The sequence below is a fragment of the Bordetella sp. genome, from assembly GCF_057362025.1.
In genome coordinates, this window is record NZ_JBMQQZ010000052.1 from 55,040 (window position 1) to 73,704 (window position 18,665).

Annotated in this window: 17 protein-coding genes; 2 read left to right on the forward strand and 15 right to left on the reverse strand. The window is 68.2% G+C overall.

Features of this window, described 5'->3' with window-relative positions; all coding sequences use genetic code 11:
- Positions 1 to 7: 7 nt before the first annotated feature.
- On the reverse strand, positions 8 to 1,465 hold the full coding sequence (locus ACO1P8_RS10435; protein ID WP_486295818.1) for an FAD-binding oxidoreductase: 1,458 nt from the start codon (positions 1,463 to 1,465) through the stop codon (positions 8 to 10).
- Positions 1,466 to 1,617: 152 nt separating this feature from the next.
- Here ACO1P8_RS10435 and ACO1P8_RS10440 point away from each other — a divergent pair, with 152 nt between their 5' ends.
- Positions 1,618 to 2,367: an IclR family transcriptional regulator gene (locus ACO1P8_RS10440; protein WP_486295819.1), complete on the forward strand. Its 750-nt coding sequence runs from the start codon at positions 1,618 to 1,620 to the stop codon at positions 2,365 to 2,367.
- A 6-nt stretch (positions 2,368 to 2,373) separates the two neighbouring features.
- On the opposite strand, the gene ACO1P8_RS10445 is transcribed toward ACO1P8_RS10440, so the two are convergent.
- The 10 genes from ACO1P8_RS10445 to ACO1P8_RS10490 all read right to left on the reverse strand — a co-directional run bounded on the left by ACO1P8_RS10445 (position 2,374) and on the right by ACO1P8_RS10490 (position 12,968).
- Positions 2,374 to 3,753, reverse strand: a complete 1,380-nt coding sequence (locus tag ACO1P8_RS10445; protein WP_486295820.1) for an MmgE/PrpD family protein — start codon at positions 3,751 to 3,753, stop codon at positions 2,374 to 2,376.
- Between the two features lie 102 nt (positions 3,754 to 3,855).
- On the reverse strand, positions 3,856 to 4,182 hold the full coding sequence (locus tag ACO1P8_RS10450) for a DUF4387 domain-containing protein (protein ID WP_486295821.1): 327 nt from the start codon (positions 4,180 to 4,182) through the stop codon (positions 3,856 to 3,858).
- A 4-nt stretch (positions 4,183 to 4,186) separates the two neighbouring features.
- Positions 4,187 to 5,548: an acyclic terpene utilization AtuA family protein gene (locus tag ACO1P8_RS10455; protein WP_486295822.1), complete on the reverse strand. Its 1,362-nt coding sequence runs from the start codon at positions 5,546 to 5,548 to the stop codon at positions 4,187 to 4,189.
- Positions 5,549 to 5,669: 121 nt separating this feature from the next.
- Positions 5,670 to 6,647: a Bug family tripartite tricarboxylate transporter substrate binding protein gene (locus ACO1P8_RS10460; protein ID WP_486295823.1), complete on the reverse strand. Its 978-nt coding sequence runs from the start codon at positions 6,645 to 6,647 to the stop codon at positions 5,670 to 5,672.
- Between the two features lie 166 nt (positions 6,648 to 6,813).
- Positions 6,814 to 7,713, reverse strand: coding sequence for a LysR substrate-binding domain-containing protein (locus ACO1P8_RS10465; RefSeq protein ID WP_486295824.1), 900 nt, complete (start codon positions 7,711 to 7,713; stop codon positions 6,814 to 6,816).
- 64 nt (positions 7,714 to 7,777) lie between these two features.
- On the reverse strand, positions 7,778 to 8,920 hold the full coding sequence (locus tag ACO1P8_RS10470; protein WP_486295825.1) for a mandelate racemase/muconate lactonizing enzyme family protein: 1,143 nt from the start codon (positions 8,918 to 8,920) through the stop codon (positions 7,778 to 7,780).
- A gap of 66 nt (positions 8,921 to 8,986) precedes the next feature.
- Positions 8,987 to 9,949 carry an NAD(P)-dependent oxidoreductase gene (locus ACO1P8_RS10475; protein ID WP_486295826.1) on the reverse strand — a complete coding sequence of 321 codons (963 nt, stop codon included), beginning with the start codon at positions 9,947 to 9,949 and terminating at the stop codon, positions 8,987 to 8,989.
- Positions 9,949 to 10,845 (reverse strand): fumarylacetoacetate hydrolase family protein, encoded by an 897-nt coding sequence (locus ACO1P8_RS10480; protein ID WP_486295827.1) that lies wholly within the window; start codon positions 10,843 to 10,845, stop codon positions 9,949 to 9,951. Before ACO1P8_RS10480 ends, ACO1P8_RS10475 begins: the two co-directional genes overlap by 1 nt.
- 7 nt (positions 10,846 to 10,852) lie before the next feature.
- The gene (locus tag ACO1P8_RS10485; protein WP_486295828.1) at positions 10,853 to 11,995 is read right to left on the reverse strand and encodes a mandelate racemase/muconate lactonizing enzyme family protein; all 1,143 of its coding nucleotides are present in this window, start codon (positions 11,993 to 11,995) and stop codon (positions 10,853 to 10,855) included.
- 7 nt (positions 11,996 to 12,002) lie between these two features.
- Complete coding sequence (locus ACO1P8_RS10490; RefSeq protein ID WP_486295829.1) at positions 12,003 to 12,968, reverse strand: Bug family tripartite tricarboxylate transporter substrate binding protein; 966 nt, start codon at positions 12,966 to 12,968, stop codon at positions 12,003 to 12,005.
- A 200-nt stretch (positions 12,969 to 13,168) separates the two neighbouring features.
- Between ACO1P8_RS10490 and ACO1P8_RS10495 the strand changes: the two genes are divergently transcribed.
- Positions 13,169 to 13,888 (forward strand): GntR family transcriptional regulator, encoded by a 720-nt coding sequence (locus ACO1P8_RS10495; RefSeq protein ID WP_486295830.1) that lies wholly within the window; start codon positions 13,169 to 13,171, stop codon positions 13,886 to 13,888.
- An 85-nt stretch (positions 13,889 to 13,973) separates the two neighbouring features.
- Here the strand turns inward: ACO1P8_RS10495 and ACO1P8_RS10500 are convergent, their stop codons facing one another.
- From ACO1P8_RS10500 to ACO1P8_RS10515, 4 genes are all read right to left on the reverse strand, one after another.
- On the reverse strand, positions 13,974 to 15,131 hold the full coding sequence (locus ACO1P8_RS10500; RefSeq protein ID WP_486295831.1) for a site-specific integrase: 1,158 nt from the start codon (positions 15,129 to 15,131) through the stop codon (positions 13,974 to 13,976).
- 46 nt (positions 15,132 to 15,177) lie between these two features.
- Positions 15,178 to 16,557, reverse strand: a complete 1,380-nt coding sequence (locus ACO1P8_RS10505) for an MFS transporter (RefSeq protein WP_486295832.1) — start codon at positions 16,555 to 16,557, stop codon at positions 15,178 to 15,180.
- A 172-nt stretch (positions 16,558 to 16,729) separates the two neighbouring features.
- Positions 16,730 to 17,722: a tripartite tricarboxylate transporter substrate binding protein gene (locus ACO1P8_RS10510; RefSeq protein WP_486295833.1), complete on the reverse strand. Its 993-nt coding sequence runs from the start codon at positions 17,720 to 17,722 to the stop codon at positions 16,730 to 16,732.
- Positions 17,723 to 17,810: 88 nt separating this feature from the next.
- On the reverse strand, positions 17,811 to 18,620 hold the full coding sequence (locus ACO1P8_RS10515; protein WP_486295834.1) for an HpcH/HpaI aldolase family protein: 810 nt from the start codon (positions 18,618 to 18,620) through the stop codon (positions 17,811 to 17,813).
- Between the last annotated feature and the right edge of the window lie 45 nt (positions 18,621 to 18,665).

Below are 18,665 nucleotides of genomic sequence, written 5' to 3' on the forward strand. Positions count from 1 at the left end.
AAAGGGGCTAAGGCGTGCCGCCAGGGGACGTCCGGCGTGCCAGTGGCAGGACCCGTCCCGGGTTGAACACGCCGTCGGGATCGAGCGCGGCCTTGATTCGCGCCATCAGGTCCAGCGCCACGGGCGACTTGTGCCGCATGAAGGCGTCCTGCTTCAGGCGGCCTATGCCATGCTCGGCGGATATCGATCCCTGCATGCCGGCGGCAATGCCGTGGACGATGTCGTGGATGTCCGGGGCGCGCGCGCGAAATGCCGCGTCCTCCATGCCAAGGGGCTTGCTCTGGTTGTAATGCAGGTTGCCGTCGCCCACGTGGCCGAAGCAAACGATGCGGATGCCCGGCATCGCGGCGCGCAGCGCCGTGCCGGCGGCCTCGATGAATGCGGGAATGGCCGAGACGGGTACCGAGATGTCGTGCTTGATCGACGGGCCCTGCAGGCGCTGCGCTTCCGGGACATGTTCACGCAGCGACCAGAATTCCTGCGCCTGCCGGCCGGATGCGGCCAGCGCGGCATCGCCGGCCAGGCCGCGTTCCAGCGCCTGGCCCAGGACCTCTTCGACCGCGCCGGACGGGTCCAGGCTGGCCGAGGTTTCGGAGACGTCGAACAGCACGGCCCACGGATAACCGCCGCCGAGCGGATCGCGCATACCGTCCAGGGGATGGGCAAGCACCTGGTCCAACGCTTCCCGGCTTAGCAATTCGAATGCGGTGACCCGCTCGCCCACGGCATCGGTCAGCATCGCCAGGATCTCCACGGCGGCTTGCGGATGCGGCAGCGCGACCCACCCGGTGACGGTCCGGCGCGGTTGCGCGTACAACCTGAAGGCAGCGGCCGTGACGATGCCCAGGGTGCCTTCCGCGCCGATGAACAGCTGCTTGAGGTCGTAGCCGGTATTGTCCTTGCGCAAGGTCGTCAGCGCGTCCAGCACACGGCCGTCGGCCAGCACGACTTCCAACCCCAGGGTCAGCTCGCGCGTATTGCCATAACGCAGCACCTGTTCGCCGCCGGCATTGGTGGACAGGACGCCGCCGATGGTGGCGCTGCCTTCCGAGGCCAGCGACAGGGGGAATAGCCTGCCGCATTCGAGCGCGGCCTGCTGCGCCGCCAGCACGTTGCATCCGGCCTCCAGCGTGATGCTGTTGTCCAGCGGGTCGACGCGGCGCAATGCCGTCATGCGCCCCAGGCTGATGACGATTTCGCGGCCGGAATCGTCGGGCGTGGACCCGCCGACCAGACCGGTATTGCCCCCCTGCGGTACCAGCGGCACGCCGGCATCGGCGCACAGGCGTACGACGCGCGATACCTGCGCGGTGCTGGCGGGCCGCACGACGGCGCGGGCGATCCCGGGGTAGTGGCCACGCCATTCCGCGACGTAGGGGGCGGTGTCCTGGGCGCCGGTCAGTACATGGGCGTCGCCCACGACGGCCGCGAGCGCGGCGAGCAGGGAAGGGGAATGATGGTCCATGGTGGAAAATCTCGCTTCACGTCGACGGCCCGGCCGCGTCGCAAGCGATACTTGTCTCCTCGATGCGGCGCGCGAAGATCCCGATGGCGCGCCGACATTTCATTGAATAAAATATGTTTTATTGAACGAAAATATAGGAGCTGGGACCCAACGTGTCAAGCAAAAACACTCCCACGCCGCCGGTCGGCGTGCTCGAGCGCGGCATCAGCATCCTGGAAAGCTTCAGCGACGACGCCCTGCGGCTGTCCCTGGGCGATCTGGCCGAACGGACCGGACTGGACAAGGCCACGCTGCTGCGGCTGCTGGGCGTGCTGGTGCGCGCGCGGCTGGTGCATCGCTACGACAACGGCAACTACGCGATGGGGCCGGCGACCCTGCACATGGGAATGCTGTATCGGCAGACCTTCGATCTGGGCGCGCGCATACAGCCGGTGCTGCAGAACGTGATGCAGCAGACCGGAGAAACCGTGGCGCTGTATGTGCGCAGCGGCGACGAGCGTATCTGCCTCTATCGCGAAAACACCTCGCAGGAGCTTCGGCATCACCTGGAAGTCGGTACCCGCATTCCGCTGAGCGCGGGCGGCTCGTCGGCGCATATCCTGCTGGCCTTCACCGGCGGCGCCACGCCGCCCGCCAAAACCATCCGCGAGAAGGGCTACGCGATGACGCGGGCCGAGCGCGTGGCTGAAATGGCTTCCGTGGCGTTGCCGGTCTTCGAGGCCGACGGGACTTTCATCGGCGCGATGGTCGTGCTGGGCCTGGCGTCGCGGCACAACCAGCAGGCGCAGCTGAAGGCCGCCGATATCGTGCGGCGCGAACTCGGCGCTCAGGGTTTTTCCGCGTCCGCGCCTGCGGATCGGCAACTGCCCGCGGATGCGCCGGCCAAGGCCGCGCGACGCTAGGGCCTGTTAACGCTGGAAGGAGCCGAACAGGCCCGCTTCGGGCACGCCTGCCGCGGCGTCGTGCGCCGGATCGGCATAGCGGGCGCACCAATCCGCGATGCGTGCGGCCGCGGCGTCGTCCATGGTATGGGCGAACGCGCGCATGCGCGCCTGCATGCCGGCCCAATCGTAGGGTTCTTCCGGATCCCCGCGCCGCAGTTCGCGCAACGCGCTCAGCGTGCGGCCGTCGCGCAGGACCAGGGTCACGCGGCTGGGCCGCTTGCGTGGAAACGCCTGCTGGAAGCCCTCGTCAGTCCTGACCGTTATCCGTTCGGCAAGATCGAGCAAGGCCGGGCAGGACAGATCGGGCGTTTCCATGTCCTGGATGCCGAGCTTGCCCGCAAGCAGCAGCCGGGCCATGACATAGCGCAGGCAGAATGCGGTTTCGGCCGGCTTGGTCGGCCAATGCACGCCCGCTATTTTCAAGGCGTGCGGGAAGATCACGACTTCGACCGAGGCGATGTCTTCCGCGCCGATCCCATGCGCCTGGCGCAGCCCGTGCGCCGCATCCAGCGGCGTGAAGAGCTGCGCGCAGCAAGGCCAGGCCTTGATGGTGGCGGTGTTGATCCGCTCCGGCGCATCGCGCTCGCCGTCCAGTACCGAAACCGCTCCATCGCCCGCCAGCAGGGCGTACATGCCGCGCTTGCCGGTAAAGAAAGCCCGTGCGCCCGGCAGCCCCGCCCGGGCGGCATAGGCCGCCGTCAGGCCGTTGCGCACTGCCATGGCGGGGTGCAGCGATTTGGATTCGTGCGCATCGTCGTCGACCAACTGCCACAGGCCCGCGGCCTGGGTGGCGGCGATGCCCAGCGCGTGATGCATGCGGTCGGCCGGCAGGCCCAGGGCCACCGCCGCCGCCGCGGCCGCGCCCAGCGCGCCGGCGGTGGCGGTGGCGTGGAAGTTTGCCGCGTGCCGCGTTCCCAGCGCTTCGCCGACCCGCAGCGCCACCTCGTATCCCGCGATGATGGCGTCGGCCGCCTGCCGCTGCGTGAGGCCTTGCTGGGCGGCCAGCGCCAACACCGGCGATACCGCCACGATGCCGGGATGCAGCATCGCCGCGCGATGGGCATCGTCGATTTCCCGCAAATGCGCGATGCCCGCATTGGCGAATGCCGCCGCCATGGCGCCCAGGCGCTCGCCGCCAAAGGCCGGCGCGTCGCCCGGGCCGGGATGGCATAACGCGGCCAGTTGCCGCAATCGCGCCGCCGCCTCCAGCGGCATGCCGGACCAGCCCGCCGTGAACCAGTCCAGCAGGGCCTGCGCGAGGCGCTGCCGCGTCGCCGACGCGATGGGGCGCGTCTGCAGGGATACGACGTGCTCGACCAGGGTTTCTTCCGGCAGGGGATGCATGGGACCTCTATTTCGATCAATGAAATAAAATTCATTGTACGAAATAGCGGTGCGGCGCGTCCATCCCGCCGGCGCGCGCGTCGCCGGCGGCGGGGCCCGGCTTCAGTCGGGAACCTGGATGCGCGTCAGCGGCACGTGCTGCTGGCAGCCATAGACGTCGCGGTCCAGCACGTCGCCCGAACTGACCGGGCGCCTGATCGTGATCTTGAATGCGCGCGCGGCATCGAAGGGCGTGCACACCAGGACTTGCGCCGGTGCGATGGAAAAGGCGCGGGCGACGTTTTCGGTGCTGATCACGCCGCTGCGCTTGACGTGCAGGTAGGGGGCGTCCTGGTCGAACATGATGTCGAAGGTCAATTCGAAGGGGCCGGAATTCTTGCTGCGGATGACCTTGGCATAGGCCGTCATGGGTTGGGTCCGGGTCTCCATGGCCTTAGTTCCTGATGGTCTCGTAGTGGATGGGAAAGCACTCGCACGCGTCGGCGACGGGCATGAGGTGGTAGACCGAAAAGCGGTAGGCGGGCCCCACCGGAATGCCGAAAGGGGAAAACGGATAAGCCATATTGCCGGCCGTGGTCAGGATGCCGGGATAGTGGGCGTGCTGCAGTACGCCGCGGGTGAACATCGCGACCGCGGTCGCCGTGTCCTGGTCCGGCGCCACCGCGTCGATGACCAGGCCGACTTCCTTGGCCGGCGGCTCCCGCTCGGGCTCCAGCTCGCCCATTACGCCGTCCTTGCCGTAGGCGCGGAAGAACAGGCTGATGCCGTTTTCCCGCAGGCCGAAGCGTTCTTCTGCCCGTTCGCGGGCATGCTTCAGCACGCCGTCCAGCTCGCGGATCATGACCGCGTCGCGGATGCCGACCACGACGATGCTGCGATAGCCCAGCTGTTCCGCGGCCTCCAGCTTGACGCGGTATTGCGCGTCCTTGACGTAAGCGCTGCCGCGCACGCGCACCGTGCGATCGTCGGTCTGTTCGAAGCTGGCATGCGTCAGGTCGTTCAGGCCGCCCGGGCCCGCCTGCAGGAAGGGATCGCTGCGTTCGTACAGCGAATGTCCCGCCACCGATACCGTGGTGCAGCGGCTGCCGGGATTGCCGGGCTCGACCTCGAAGTGGTCCTGGCGCACACGCCCGATCATCGGTTCGCCCAGATCGTAGGGCACCGCCGACAGGCCGGCGCATTCCAGGATCTTGCCGCAATGCAGGGAAAGGCCGGGGTCGAAACCCCGCAGCACGGGCAGGGCGGCGAAGATGGCGTCGTCGCAGGCGCGGCCGGCGATGATGACCTCGGCGCCCGCTTGCAGCGCCTGCATGAAAGGCTCCATGCCCATCTGCGCGACGATGGGGCCGGCGGCGTCCACCGCCTGGGCCGTCAGGATGCCTTCCGGCCCCATCGGTTCGATGGGGCCGGCTTCGATCTTGCGTTTCAGGTGGGACTTGTCGATTTCCGCGCCGATCACCGCGAGCTTGAACGACAGCTTGTGTTCGGCCGCGACCTTGTGCACCAATCCGATCATCAGTTGCAAGGTCCGGTTCGACCCGTTGGTGATGGCCGATCCGATCAGCAGCGGAATCTTCGCCGCGCGTGCCGCCAGCAGCATCACGGCCAGGTCGCGGCGGTAGGCGGACAGCGGCAGGAAGGGCTGGTCCGCGCCGTGATAGTAGGGGCCCATGTCGGTGGACCCCGCGTCCTGGCCGATGAAGTCGGGATTTGCCTGCATGGCGCGTTTGAAGGAGGCCAGGTTGTAGCCGCTTCCCATGGAGCCGGAAGGCGCCACGCCCGTGATCTGTTTCATCGAAGTTCCTGCGTTGAACAAAGTTGCCATCGAAAAATGGGGGGCCGCCGAGGCGCCGACGGAAAGGACCTTATCGGAGTCGTGTCGTCCGCGCGCCGCCCCGCGGCGATCGCGCGCCGCGTTATTTGCCGGCCAGGTTGACCGACTTGGCCAGCGCGTCCCACCGTGCGGCGTCCGCGCGCATCATGTCCTGGAATGCCTGGATGGAACCGCCCCGGACTTCCATGTTGTTGTCGGCCATCAGCTTCTGGAAATCGGCTTGCCGCAACAGGCCGCCCACGACATCCGAAAGCCGGTCGATGCGGTCTGGCGGCGTGCCCTTCGGCGCCATCAGGCCGATCCAGACCGACGCTTCGACACCGGGGTAGCCGAGTTCGGCGAAGGTGGGGACCCCGGGCAGGGCCGCCAGCCGGCGCGGCGACGCGACGGCCAGGGGGCGGACCAGGCCCGCGGCCGTCAGCGCCTTGGCCGAACCGACGAACGTGAACAACAACGGCACCTGGCCGCCGGCCAGGTCCTGCAGCGCCGGCGCGGCGCCCCGGTAGGGTACGTGGTTGAACTTCGTGCCCATTTTCTGTGCCAGCAGTTCCAGCGCCAGGTGCGAAATGCTGCCGTTGCCGCTGGAGGCGAATTGAATGCTTTCGTGCCCGGAGTGCGCGGCCGCGGCGACATCGGCAAACGTCTTGTAGGGAGATTTGGCGCTGGCGTACAGGACGGCGGTCTGGTCCACCAGGTGGGCCACGGGCAGCAGGTCGCGCGCGGGGTCGTAGGGCATGTCCTTGTACATCAGGGGCGCGATCGTCACTTGCCCGTTGCTGGCCAATAGCAGCGTGTAGCCGTCGGGCGCGGATTTCACGACCTTGCCCGCGCCGATCAGGCCGCCGGCGCCGCCGGCATTCTCCAGGATCATGGGCTGGCCGGTGGCCTTCTCGAACATCTGCGCGATCGGCCGTCCGACCGTATCGAGCGAACCGCCGGCCGGATAGGGCACGACGACGGTAACGGGCCGGTCCGGATAGGGCGCGGCGCGCGCCGTCATCGGTAGCGACAACAGTGCGGCCGCCAGCCAGCGGCCCAGGCAAGGCAATGCGAGCTTCATGTTCAACCCCTTGTACGGTCGGACGGCCGGCTGGCCTTCCCGCCGCCTATGCCGGCGGCTTCGGGGAAATTCTAGGCAGCGGCTGGGCGCATGTCGTATTCCGATATGGAAAATTTCCATAACGCCGTGTTATTTGCCGCGCCGGCATTGGCTTTGCGGGGAGGTATTACGCCGCGGGCGCCAGCAGCGGGTGGCGCAGGGACTGCAGTTCGTCGACGAATGCCTGCGACGTGGCCGACAGCGGTTCATGGCGGGCGTAGCCCACGCGGATCTGCAGGTCGATGGTCGGGGTGATCTCCCGCATCCGCAGGCCTGGCCAGGCGCCGCCCAGCTGCGCCTGTTCATCCACCAGCGCGATGCCCATGCCTTGTTGCACCATGGCGCAGGCCACATGGGTCTGCTTGACTTCGGCGACCCAGCGCGGGGCCAGATGCGCGCCGTCATACAGCCGTCCGATGGCATGGGCCAGCGGCGTTTCCGGGCTGTAGCCGATGACGCGTTCGTGGCGCAGGTCCGTGATGCGCAGCCGCTTGCGCTCGGCCAGGCGATGCCCGCCCGGCAACACCGCCACCACGCGGTTGCGGAACAGCTTATGTGTCTGGATGCGGGGATGCTGCAAGGGAACGATGGCCACCGCGACATCCACGGTCTGCGTCAGGACGGCGTCCGCGAGCGGCTTGGCGAGCATGCCTTCGACCACGACCTTGGCATCCGGATGGCGCTGGGCGAATGAGGCGATCGCCATGGGCAGCAGGCCGTAGGCCAGGCTGGGGCTGCAGGCGATGCGCAGCACGCCGCCGGCCTGGTTGGCCATGTCGCCGGCAAGCCCGTTGATGCGTTGCACGCCTTGGTACAGCGCTTCCACTTCGGTGAACAGCTTATGGGCTTCGGCCGTGGGATGCAGGCGGCCGCGCAGTCGCTGGAACAGCGGGAAACCCAGCCGCTGTTCCGTATAGGCGATGAGCCGGCTGACCGCCGGCTGGGAGACGTGCAGGAGCTGGGCGGCTCCGCTGACCGAGCCGGCCATCATGACCGCACGGAAAACTTCGATCTGGCGCAGATTCATGCGGCCAGTTCAGCATGGCCGCGCCCGCGTGGCAATCGTGTGTATCCCTGCGTCGGCCGTGGCCTTACACGTAGCAGGGGCCTTCGATCAGGGGATGCGCGGCAAGGAAGGCCGCATCGATGCGCAGGCCGATGCCCACGCCGTCATGCGGCTGCACGCAGCCGTCCTTGTCCAGCGTATAGGGAAGCCGGTCCATCATATCGTCGCGGAAGGGATTCAGCGCGGTGACGTCCGCCTCGAAGTAGCCCGGGTTATCCACGGCGCACAAATAGTGGATGGACGTCGCCATGTTGATCGCCGTGGCCGACGTGTGCGGGTTCACCGACAGCTTGCGCGCCGCCGCCATCGCCGCCACCCGCATGGCTTCGGTGACCCCGCCCACCTTGGACAGATCCGGCTGCACATACCCGACGCTGCCGGATTCCAGCAGCGGTCCGAATTCGTAGCGGGTGTAGTGGTTTTCGCCGGCCGCCAGCGGCACGCGGCCCAGTCGCGCCGCGGTGGAGTAGGCATGGTGATCGTGGGCGGGGAAGGGTTCTTCCAGCCATACCACCTGGCACTCCTCGTAGGCGGGCATGACGCGCCGCACATCCTCGATGCGGTAGTTCGTGTTGGCGTCGACCAGGATGTCGATGTCCTCGCCCACCGCCGTGCGCACGGCCCGCACGCGCGCGACGTCGCGCGCCGGCGTATCGCCCACGCGCAGCTTCAGCGCGCGGTAGCCGTGTTCGACCAGCCCCAGCGCTTCCTGCGCAAGGCTTTCCGGGGCCTGCCAGCCCAGCGCGATACCGCCCGCATAGGCCTTCACCGGCCTGGCCGCGCCGCCCAGCAGGCGATACAGCGGCCAGCCGGTAAGCTGGCAGCGGATGTCCCATAGCGCCAGGTCCACGCCGCTCAAGGCCAGCGCGGCCGCGGCGCCCATGCCATGGCTGGCGAACTGCATCTTCAGGACCCGCGCGGTCACCCCGCTGACGTCGCGCGGGTCCATGCCCAGGACCAGTTCGCGCACCGTGGTGTCGATCAGCCTGGCGATGGCGCCCGGGCAGCGCCCGTGATGCGCTTCCCCCCAGCCCGTCACGCCTTCATCGGTGTCGACGCGCACCAGCACGGCATCGCGCTTGACGCTGCGGCCGATGCCCAGGCGCACGGATTTGTTCTCCGGTACGGGAAAGGAAATCGGTACCGCTTTCAGATCGGTGATTCGCATGGTGTCTCCTCTCTTTTCTTGAATCGCACCGCCGCCGTCGCGGCGTTCGCGCCGCGCGGGACGGCCTCAGTCGGCGTTTATCTCATTCCGGTTCACCCAATTCACCGGCGGCTCGCCGTCCAGGATGCGCAGCATTTCGTCCACCGCGCCGCGGCTCATGCGCCGCATGCTGGCGGCGGTGCTGCCGGCCAGGTGCGGCGTCAGCAGCAGGCCGGGATGCCGGAACACCTGGGCATCGGCGGGCAGGGGCTGGACATCGTGAACGTCCAGCGCCGCGCCGCCCAGGCGGCCCGCGCCGATGGCCGCGAGCAGCGCGGCGGCATCCACGACGGGCCCACGCGCCACATTGATCAGCAAGGCATCGGGCTTGGCCAGCGCCAGGGCATGCGCGTCGATCAGCCCGCGCGTTTGCTCGTTCAGCGGGCAGGCCAGCACGATTACATCGGATTCGCGCATCAGCGTGGGCTTGTCGACCGCCTGCACGCCGGCCGGCAGCGTCTGCGGGCGGCGCGTCAGGCCGAGTACCCGCATATCCAGCGCCTGGGCCAGGGCGGCCAGCCGGCCGCCGATGGCGCCCACGCCAACGATGCCGAGTGTCTGGCCGGCCAGTTCGTCGCCGCTTTCGCCAAAGGAACGCGCCGGCGCCCAGCCTTGCGCGCGCAGCATGGCGTCCACCGCCGCCAGGCGGCGCCGCAGGTGCAGCATCGCGGCCAGGCAGTACTCGACCACCGATGCCGTATTGGAGCCCGGGATGTTCGCCACCGGGATGCGGTGCCGGTTGGCTGCCTCCATGGGGATCATGTCCAGCCCCACGCCGTGGCGCACCACGCCCTTCAGCCGCGGCGCCTGTTCGAAAATATCGGCCGGCAGCGGATTGCGCACGACCAGGCCGTCGGCATCGGCCACGGCAACCTTCAAGGTTTCGGGGCGCGCGTCCGGCGGCACGCGCACCGTCGCATGGGCGGCCAGGCGGGCGTGTTCGTCGGAATGGATGGCGCTGGTCAGCACCACGATGGGTTGCGAGGGCATCAGGAATCGTCCGTTGTGATCGGGTTGCGCAGCGCGCCCAGGCCCTGGACTTCGGCGACCATCGCCGAGCCGGGCCGCAGCCATGCCGCGGGTTGGTGGGAGGCGGCCACGCCGGCCGGCGTGCCGGTTGCAATGATATCGCCCGGGTCCAGGGGCATCTGGGTAGAGGCATACGCGATCAGCTCGGCGATGCCGAACACCAGGTCGGCAGTATTGCCGGCCTGGCGCAGCGTGCCGTCCAGCCGCAGCGTGACCGCCAGCGCCCCGGGCTCTGCGACTTCGTCCGGCGTGGCGATCCAGGGGCCGCAGGGACAGAAAGTGGCTTGGTTTTTGCCGCGCACGAAGGCTTTGTCGGCGCGCACCATGTCGCTCGCGCTGACGTCGTTCAGCGTCATGTAGCCGGCGATGTGGGCCGGCGCTTGCGCCGCGTCGATGCGCAGGGCGGTGCGGCCGATCACCACCGCCAGTTCCGCCTCGTAGGTGACATTGCCGACGTCGGCCGCCACGCGCACGGGCTGGTCCGGCCCGATGACGGTGCGGCCGGACTTGATGAAAATCACCGGCGTGGCGGGTGGCGCCATGTCGCGCTCCCGCAAGGCGTCGCGATAATTGAATGCCGCGCCGACGATCTTGCCGGGCCTGGGCAAGGGCGCCGCCAGCCGCGCGTCGGCCAGCGGAATTCGGGCGTCGGCGGCAAACCGGCAGTCGCGCAGCCGCGCCGCCAGGCGGTCCAGGCCCATGTCGATCCAGGACAACATGTCGGGCGGCAGCGCGGCCGCCCATGGATCGTTGCCGGGCAGCGTGACATCGACCACGCAGGCGGCGCCGGAACCGTCCTGGTCGATGAAACCAGGCACCGCGTGGCCGTCGGCGCGGTAGAAGGAAACGAATCGCATGGCGGCCTCAGGCGACGCGGTAGCGATCGAGCACGTCGCGCTTGATCTCGATGCCCAGCCCCGCCCCGGTGGGGATTTGCACGACACCGCGCCGCTGCTCGATGGGCTCGACGGTCAGCAGGTCGCGGAAGGGGTTTTCGCATTGCTCGAATTCGAGCAGTGGCGGCATGGGCCGGAAGCTGGGCGGCTGGTCGGGCAGGGCGGCCAGGAAATGCAGCGTGGCGGCCAGGCCGATCGCCGAACCCCAGGCATGCGGCACGCACTCCACGCCATGCGAGATGGCCAGCGCCGCGATCTTGCGGCATTCGCTGATCCCGCCGGCCGCGCACACGTCGGGCTGCACGATGTCCATGGCCTTGCGCGCGACGATGTCGCGAAAACCCCAGCGCGTGAATTCGTTTTCGCCGCCGGCCACGGCGATGTCCAGCGCGCGCGTGACCTCGACGTATCCGTCCAGGTCTTCGGGCGAAATCGGCTCTTCGAACCACTCGATGTTCAGGCGTTCGAGCTCGCGGCCCAGGCGGATGGCGGCAGGCACGGTGAAGCAATGGTTCGCGTCCACCATCAGGCGGACATCGTCGCCCACCGCTTCGCGCACCGCCGCCACCCGCTGGATATCCAGCTTGGGCGATCCCAGGCCGATCTTCATCTTGATCGCCTGGAAACCCTGATCCACGTATTCCCTGGCCTCTTCCACGGCTTCTTCGATCAGGCGATCCATATCGATGAAGTACAGGCCCGTGGCGTACGACTGGACCTCGGTGCGGTACGCGCCGCCGATCAGCTTGTGCACGGGCTTGCCGCACACCTTGCCGATGATGTCCCACAGCGCGATATCGATGCCGCTCAGCGCCGATATCGCCATGCCCGTATTGCCGTAGTCCTTGATGCGGTTGTAGAGGTCTTCCCAGATGACCTCCACGTCGAAGGCATCGCGCCCGACGATGCGCGGGCCGTACTGCGATTCGATATAGGCGCGCGCCACCTGCGCCGGTCCGTAGCACTCGCCCCAGCCCACCACGCCGTCGGCAGTCTCGATTTCGACGATGCAGGAGCCGCGCGTTTTGTACAGCCAGCCGCGCGAAGAGGTGAAGGGCCGTTCGACGGGCGCGGCGACGACGTGGCAGGTCACTTTCTTGATTGTGCTCATTGTTTCCTCAGTGCTTGAAAACCTTGGTTGCCACGCTGTTCAGCGTCGCCTGGACATTGCGGACTTCGGTGTCCAGCGCCTGGCCTTTCATGTCGTCGACCAGGAAGCCGTTCTGCTGGGCGAAGGTCTTGAACTTCTCGCTCTGGATGGCCTGCGAGAAGATATCGATCAGGCGCTGGCGCACCTGGGGCGGGATGCCGGCGGGCGCGACGACATAGGCCATCTGCACCAGCGGGCCGTACGGATAAACGTCGTAGCCCTTTTCCTTGAACGTCGGCACATCGGGGTAGACCTGCAGTCGTTCGTTGCCGAAGACGGCGATCGGCCGCACGTAGCCCGCGTCGATCTGGCCCTTGCTTTCCGAGGGCTTGAGCACCCCGGCCTGGATCTGCTTGCCCGCCAGGTCGGCGATGACGCGCGAACCGCCGGGATAGGGCACGTTGACATAGCCCACGCCCGCCGCGCGCGCGGTCATCTCGGCGAAGATGTGGTTCAGGTTGTTGGTGCCCGGCGTGCCGATGGATACCTTGCCCGGGTTCTGCTTCATGTGGGCCAGGAATTCCTCCAGGTTGGCGGGTCCGTCCTTGGGCACGAGCAGGATCAGCGGGTCGGTCGATACGCGGGCGATATGGGCGAACTGTTCGTTGCGCAGCGGCGTCAGGTTCTGCGCGATCTGCGCCAGGGTCGAACTGGTGCCCATGCCGACGACGTAGCCGTCAGGTGTGGCCGCTGCCACCTTGCCCAGGCCGATCGATCCGGTGGCGCCCGGCGCGTTTTCGACGATCAGGGTGATTTTCTGTTGCTCGGCGACGATCTGCTGCAGCTCGCGCGCGGCGATGTCGTTCGAGCCGCCGGCGTTCCACGGAACGATGAACCGGATGCTGTGGTCGGGGAAGTTGTCGGGCGCGGCGTGGGCGCCGGCGATCGTGCAGGCGCACGCCAGGGCGCCTGCCAGTCGGGATAGCAAGGTCATGCGGGTCTCCTCCGTGTGGGGCGCCCGGTTGGGCGCATGGCGCGGCTCTTCGGCCACCGTCCGGGGGATACTAGCATTCGTTATAACAAATAACAATCATCCGCCTGGCCGAGGCCGCGGCCCAGGACGCATGCCCGCCAGGCGGTCCGAAGGTGCGAAAATAGGGCGGTTCAACGACCCCGAACAAAAAAGGTAGCCAGATGTCCTCTTTGAAAGGCGCCGGCGCGGCGGGCGGTACCAAGCCGCCCGCGCTGCAGCCCATAGATCGCGAAACCCTGTGGGATCGCGCCTATGCCGCCCTGCGCGACGCCCTGTTGAGCGGCCGTTACGAACCGGGGCACCGCATCCTGCTGCGCGATGTCGCGGCGGAACTGGGCATCAGCCTGACGCCGGTGCGGGATGCGGTGAATCACCTGGTCGCCGAACGCATCCTGCGCCGGGGCACGGGCGGGCAGGGCGGCGGGGCGGTCGTCCCCGAGGTCGATGCCGACCAGTTGCGGCAGTTGCTGATCATGCGGGCGGAACTGGAAAGCCGGGCCGCGTATGAAGCGGCCGCGCGTGCGACGCCGGAGGACATCGCTACGCTGCGCGGCCTGCTGGCCGATATGAAGCGGCTGATCGATGTGGAGGGGCACCAGGGCTACCTGGACGTCCATCGCCGGTTCCACTTTCACATCTACGCCTTGAGCGGCATGGACATCATCGAGGATGCCATCGAAACGCTGTGGCTGCGGTGTGGGCCCGTCCTGAACCTGGTGTTGGCGGAGTACGTGCCCTACCTGAAGCAGATGGACTACCACGCCGAAGCCGTGGAGGCCCTGGCGCGCAACGATGCCGACGGCACGGCGCGCGCCATCCGTTGCGACATCCTCGAAGCCGGCCGTTATATCCAGGCGCTGCTGCGGCGCGGACAGGCCTGAACGGCTGCCGCCGTGCCCCGGCGGCAGCGGCCGCGCGGTATCCGCCGCTGTGGCGGGATAGGCATGACGGCGGCTGCCGCGCGCCTTAGCGAGACTCGTCCAGCAGCCGCGCCGCGCGCAGCGTCGGTGCGGCGCCGGCGCGGTGATACCCCACCACGCTATTCACGCTGGCATGTCCGGTCATCGCCATGACCTCGGCCAAGGGCACGCCCTGGCGTCCCGCCTCGGTCACGAAACCCGCGCGCAGGCTGTGGGCGGCATAGCGTTCGTCCAGACCGGCCAGCTGGCAGCGCTGCTTTACGATGCGGCGCACCGCTTCCCCGCTGAGTTCTTCCGCGCCCACCACGCCGCCACGGCGCACACGGCGGAACAACGGGCCGCCGGCGATACCGGCGGCGCGCAGCCAGGCGTCCAGGGCCTGCGCCGCCCGCCCGACCACGGGCTTGTACATGTCCGCGTGTTCGGCGCCGTCCTGGTGGGTCTTGGACTGGCGCAGGATATAGACGTAGCCTTCCGGCGCCGGCTGCAGGTCGTCGACGCGCGCGGCGATGACTTCGGACCGCCGCCGGCCGCCGCTGGCCCAGGCAAACAGCAACAGCGCGCGGTCGCGCAAACCGATCAGGGAGTCGTCGCAGGTGGCCAGCAGTTGTTCCAGCGGCTCCCGCGTCAGGGCCGGCTGCTTTGCGGCTCGCACGCCGCGCCTGGCATAAGCCGCGCGCGTGCGTGCCATCAGCGTCTGGACGGCGCGGCTGCGGCAGGGGTTGGGCAGGTCCCGCGTTCGATGCGCTTCGGACAGCACCGCCAGGCGGTGTTGTACCGTGGACAAGGCCAGCGGGCCGGGGCGCGCCTTGACGCCCAGGGCAACCAGCGCCGCATCGGCGTCCGCCGGCAGGCCATGGGCGAGACCGGTCCCGCTGGTGTGCTGCAGGTGATCCGTGATGAACAGAATGACCGAGCGTACCGGGACCGGCAGCGAAAGCGGCGTATCCAGCCGTTGCTCGTGCCAGGCGGCCAGGTAGCGCACCGCGGCGCGATAGGACGCCACGGTGTGCGGCGACGCGCCTTCGCCGAGCAGCGCGCGCGCCGCCTGGGCGCTCGCGCACGGCGCGTCCCAATCGAAATCCGGGCAGTGCGCATCCGCGAGCGCGATGCCTGGATCGGCATCCGCGCCCGCGGCTCCCCGTGCGGGCGTGTCGGTCTTCGGGATGGCCAACTCCCGTTGTCGGGCCCGTCTGGCTTGCATGCGCTGGACTACGTATCGGTGGACTGGCCGATATGTTACTGCCCCGTCAGGCAGGATTGAGCGCGGCGGCAAGCTTGCCGCCGTCCAGCCGCCGCCATACCAGCGCGGACAACCAGGTGATCAGGCCCACGCAGACGAAGGACCAGGCAAAGGCCGGCGCCAGGTGCCGCTCGGGTCCCGCGAGCAGCGTGACCAGGGCGCCGCCCACCGTGACTCCCAATCCCATTGCCACCATCTGGAACATGGAGAAAAGGCTGTTGCCCGCACCCGCCTGTTGCGGGCTCAGCGACGTCAGCGTGACGCTGTTCATGGCCGAGTACTGCATGGAGTTGCCCAGTCCGAAGGCGGCCAGTTGCACGATCTGCAGCCAAAGCGGCCAGTCGCGCGAGAACAGGGCAAAGGAAATGATCCAAAAGCCGACGAACAGCGTATTGGCGATAAGAAAGCGGGAATAGCCATAGCGCTTGATCATGGGCGATACCCACGATTTGGATACCGCCCCGGCGGCGGCGACGGGGACCAGCATCAGTCCGGAATGCAAGGGCGTGTACCCCATGCCCAGCTGCATCATCAGCGGCAGCAGAAACGGCACCGCTGCCGCACCGATCCGGCAGACCAGGTTGCCGGCGATGCCGACGGTGTAGTTCGTCTCGCGGAACAGGTTCAGCGGGAAGAGCGGATTGCTGCGGCGACGCGCGTGCAGGCCATAGCCCAGGGCAGCCAGCGCGCTCAGCGCCAGCAGGCCGGCGGCCCAGGCGCCCACGTGCGTGTCCGCGGGAACGTCCAGCGCCGTGGAGAACGCCACCAGCCATGTTGCCAGGAGCAGGCAGCCGACGAAGTCGAACGGCGGCGTGTCGTCGCGCGCCTGCGCCGGCATATGGCGGCGGACAGCCCACATGCCGACCAGGCCGACGGGCACGTTGATCAGGAAAATCCAGTGCCAGCTCAAGGTTTCGACGAAGACGCCGCCCAGCACCGGGCCGAAGATGGGCCCGATCTGCCCGCCGATGGCGATGAACGCCAGGGCCGAGATGAATGCCGAGGGCGGTACCGTGCGCAGCACCGTCAGCCTTCCGACGGGCAGCAGCATCGACGCCCCGGCGCCTTGCACCACGCGCGCCATGACCAGCTGGGTGGGCGTGCCGGAACAGGCGCAGAGAAAAGATCCCAGCACGAACGCCAGGATCGCGGTGAAGTAAACCTTGCGGCTGCCATAGCGATCGGCCAGCCAGCCGGAAGCCGGCATGATCATCGCCATGGTGATCATGTACGCCACGACCACGGGCTTCAAGGTCAGCGGCGGGACGCCCAGATCCCGCGCGATGGCGGGCAATGCCGTGTTGACGATGGTGGTGTCCAGCGTCTGCATGAAAAAGCCGGCGGCGACGATCCATAGTAAGGGGGCATGGGTATTGGATCGCGGCATTGCGTCTCTGGGCTGGGAAAGGAGCAGGGGGAGGACCGCGCTTCGCGGGCAGTCCGCCGGTGCTCATGCATGGAAGGCAGAGGAGCAGCCTCAATCTTAATATCCGCTCCTGAACGCAGCCTGTGTGCCCCTGGCCGCCAGCCCGGCGGGGCACCGAGGATCGGCCGGTGCGCTACTGTTTGTCCAGCCCCATCTTGCGCACCAGCGCGCCGTAGCGCCCGTACTCCGCCTTGACGAAATCCGCGAACGCGGCGCCGTCCTTGTAGACGAGCGGCGTGTCCAGCCTGGCGGCGGCGTCCTGGTAGGCCTGGGTATGGACGGCGCGATCGCAGGCGGCTTCCAGCTTGGCGCGCACGGCGGCGGGCACCCCGCGCGGCGCGATCAGCCCACCCCAGACCGTGGACGTAATGGGATAGCCGAGTTCCGTCGCGGTCGGCACATCCGGATAGGCAGGCAGGCGCCGGTCGTCGAACACCGCCAGCGGACGCAGCTTGTACTGGCGCGAAACGGTAGGCGTTTCATTGAAGACGTCGATCTGTCCGCCCATCAGGCCGGTGACCATGTCGCCGGAGCTCTTGTACGGAACGTGCAGGGCGCTGGCGCCGGCCAGGTCCATCAGGCCCTGCATCGACAGGTGCAGGACGGTACCCGTGCCCGAGGACCCGTAGTTCAGCGTGCCGGGCTTGCGCCGCGCGGCTTCCACCACATCGCGCACGCTGTGCCAGGGCGACGACTGGGGCACCATCATCATCAGCGGCACGGCATAGGTGCCGCAGATATGGTCGAAGCTGTCCGGCGTATAGCCGGTCTTGCGGATGGCGGGTTGGATGGCCTCCGGTCCCACCACGCTCAGGCCGATGGTGTAGCCGTCGCGCGGGGCCCGGGCCAGTTCCGACATGCCGATGGCCCCGCCCGCCCCGGCGCGGTTTTCGATGACGACCGCCTTGCCCAGTGTGTCGGTCAAGGCCTTTTGCAGGATGCGGGCCATGATGTCCGACGTGCCGCCCGGGCCGAAGGGCACGATCAGGGTAACGGGGCGCGCGGGGAAATCGTCCTGCGCGCGCGCCGCCGGTGTCGCAAGGCCGGCGAGCGCCAGCAGCGCGAAAGCGATGTGGGCGACGCGGGATGCGCGCGGCGGGCGGCGTAATGGGACGGGAAATGGCATGGCGTTGTCTCCGTGGGTGTTGTTGGTTTCCGGCCGCGGCCGGGCGCTGCGATGGCGGATGGGCGCGCCGCGCGGACGGCGCGCGTGCTCAATACACGGTGCTGTCGAAGTGGCGGGCGAGATTCGGGCGTATGGCCTGGACGAAGGCGGTGGCCTGCCGCATCATCATTCCCATGTCCGAGGCCACCGCCACGAAGCGATAGCCCAGTTCGAGGAAACGCCCCACCACTTCGGGCGTCGGGCCGACGATGCCGCAGGGAATGCCCACGGCCTGGCTGCGGCGGGCGACATCCGCGATAACCGCGGCGACCTCCGGATGCGTGATGTTGCCGATGTGGCCCATATTGGCCGACAGATCGCCGGGGCCCAAGAACAGTGCGTCCACGCCGGGAACGGCGGCGATGGCTTCCAGGTTTTCGATCGCCCGCAGCGTTTCCAGCTGGATAACGGTGAACACGGAGTCGTTGGCCCGCGCGCCGTAGTCCGGCGTCGTGCCGTAGCCGCTGGCGCGATGCACGGCGGCGAAGCCGCGTATTCCCTGCGGCGGATATTTCGAATGGGCGACCGCGAGTGCCGCCTGCTCGGGGGTATCGATGAAGGGAAACATCAGCGTGCCGGCGCCCATGTCCAGCGCCCGCTTCACGCGCACCGGGTCGTTGGCCGGCAGCCGGACGATGGGGCAGGCCGGCGTGCCGGCGATCGCCTGCAGGGTATACAGCGCCAGCGCATCGTCCACGGGCACGTGTTCCAGGTCCAGCAGGAGCCAGTCGAAACCGGCCCGGCCCATGGCCTCTGCCGTACTGGTGGCGCCGGACATCAGCCAGGTGCCGAGCGGAACTCCCGGTTGGGCGAGCCGCTGGCGGAAAGGGTTGAGAAGCAGGTCGGACGTGGTGGCCATGGATGCAGTCCTGATGGATAGCCGGGGTGGCGTGGATGGGATCGC

What these genes read in the sequence shown, in the direction of transcription:
- ACO1P8_RS10435 (WP_486295818.1), bottom strand. Translation starts at nt 1,465, where the DNA reads ATGGACCATCATTCCCCTTCCCTGCTCGCCGCGCTCGCGGCCGTCGTG.
- ACO1P8_RS10445 (WP_486295820.1), bottom strand. Translation starts at nt 3,753, where the DNA reads ATGCATCCCCTGCCGGAAGAAACCCTGGTCGAGCACGTCGTATCCCTG.
- ACO1P8_RS10450 (WP_486295821.1), bottom strand. Translation starts at nt 4,182, where the DNA reads ATGGAGACCCGGACCCAACCCATGACGGCCTATGCCAAGGTCATCCGC.
- ACO1P8_RS10455 (WP_486295822.1), bottom strand. Translation starts at nt 5,548, where the DNA reads ATGAAACAGATCACGGGCGTGGCGCCTTCCGGCTCCATGGGAAGCGGC.
- ACO1P8_RS10460 (WP_486295823.1), bottom strand. Translation starts at nt 6,647, where the DNA reads ATGAAGCTCGCATTGCCTTGCCTGGGCCGCTGGCTGGCGGCCGCACTG.
- ACO1P8_RS10465 (WP_486295824.1), bottom strand. Translation starts at nt 7,713, where the DNA reads ATGAATCTGCGCCAGATCGAAGTTTTCCGTGCGGTCATGATGGCCGGC.
- ACO1P8_RS10470 (WP_486295825.1), bottom strand. Translation starts at nt 8,920, where the DNA reads ATGCGAATCACCGATCTGAAAGCGGTACCGATTTCCTTTCCCGTACCG.
- ACO1P8_RS10475 (WP_486295826.1), bottom strand. Translation starts at nt 9,949, where the DNA reads ATGCCCTCGCAACCCATCGTGGTGCTGACCAGCGCCATCCATTCCGAC.
- ACO1P8_RS10480 (WP_486295827.1), bottom strand. Translation starts at nt 10,845, where the DNA reads ATGCGATTCGTTTCCTTCTACCGCGCCGACGGCCACGCGGTGCCTGGT.
- ACO1P8_RS10485 (WP_486295828.1), bottom strand. Translation starts at nt 11,995, where the DNA reads ATGAGCACAATCAAGAAAGTGACCTGCCACGTCGTCGCCGCGCCCGTC.
- ACO1P8_RS10490 (WP_486295829.1), bottom strand. Translation starts at nt 12,968, where the DNA reads ATGACCTTGCTATCCCGACTGGCAGGCGCCCTGGCGTGCGCCTGCACG.
- ACO1P8_RS10495 (WP_486295830.1), top strand. Translation starts at nt 13,169, where the DNA reads ATGTCCTCTTTGAAAGGCGCCGGCGCGGCGGGCGGTACCAAGCCGCCC.
- ACO1P8_RS10500 (WP_486295831.1), bottom strand. Translation starts at nt 15,131, where the DNA reads ATGCAAGCCAGACGGGCCCGACAACGGGAGTTGGCCATCCCGAAGACC.
- ACO1P8_RS10505 (WP_486295832.1), bottom strand. Translation starts at nt 16,557, where the DNA reads ATGCCGCGATCCAATACCCATGCCCCCTTACTATGGATCGTCGCCGCC.
- ACO1P8_RS10510 (WP_486295833.1), bottom strand. Translation starts at nt 17,722, where the DNA reads ATGCCATTTCCCGTCCCATTACGCCGCCCGCCGCGCGCATCCCGCGTC.
- ACO1P8_RS10515 (WP_486295834.1), bottom strand. Translation starts at nt 18,620, where the DNA reads ATGGCCACCACGTCCGACCTGCTTCTCAACCCTTTCCGCCAGCGGCTC.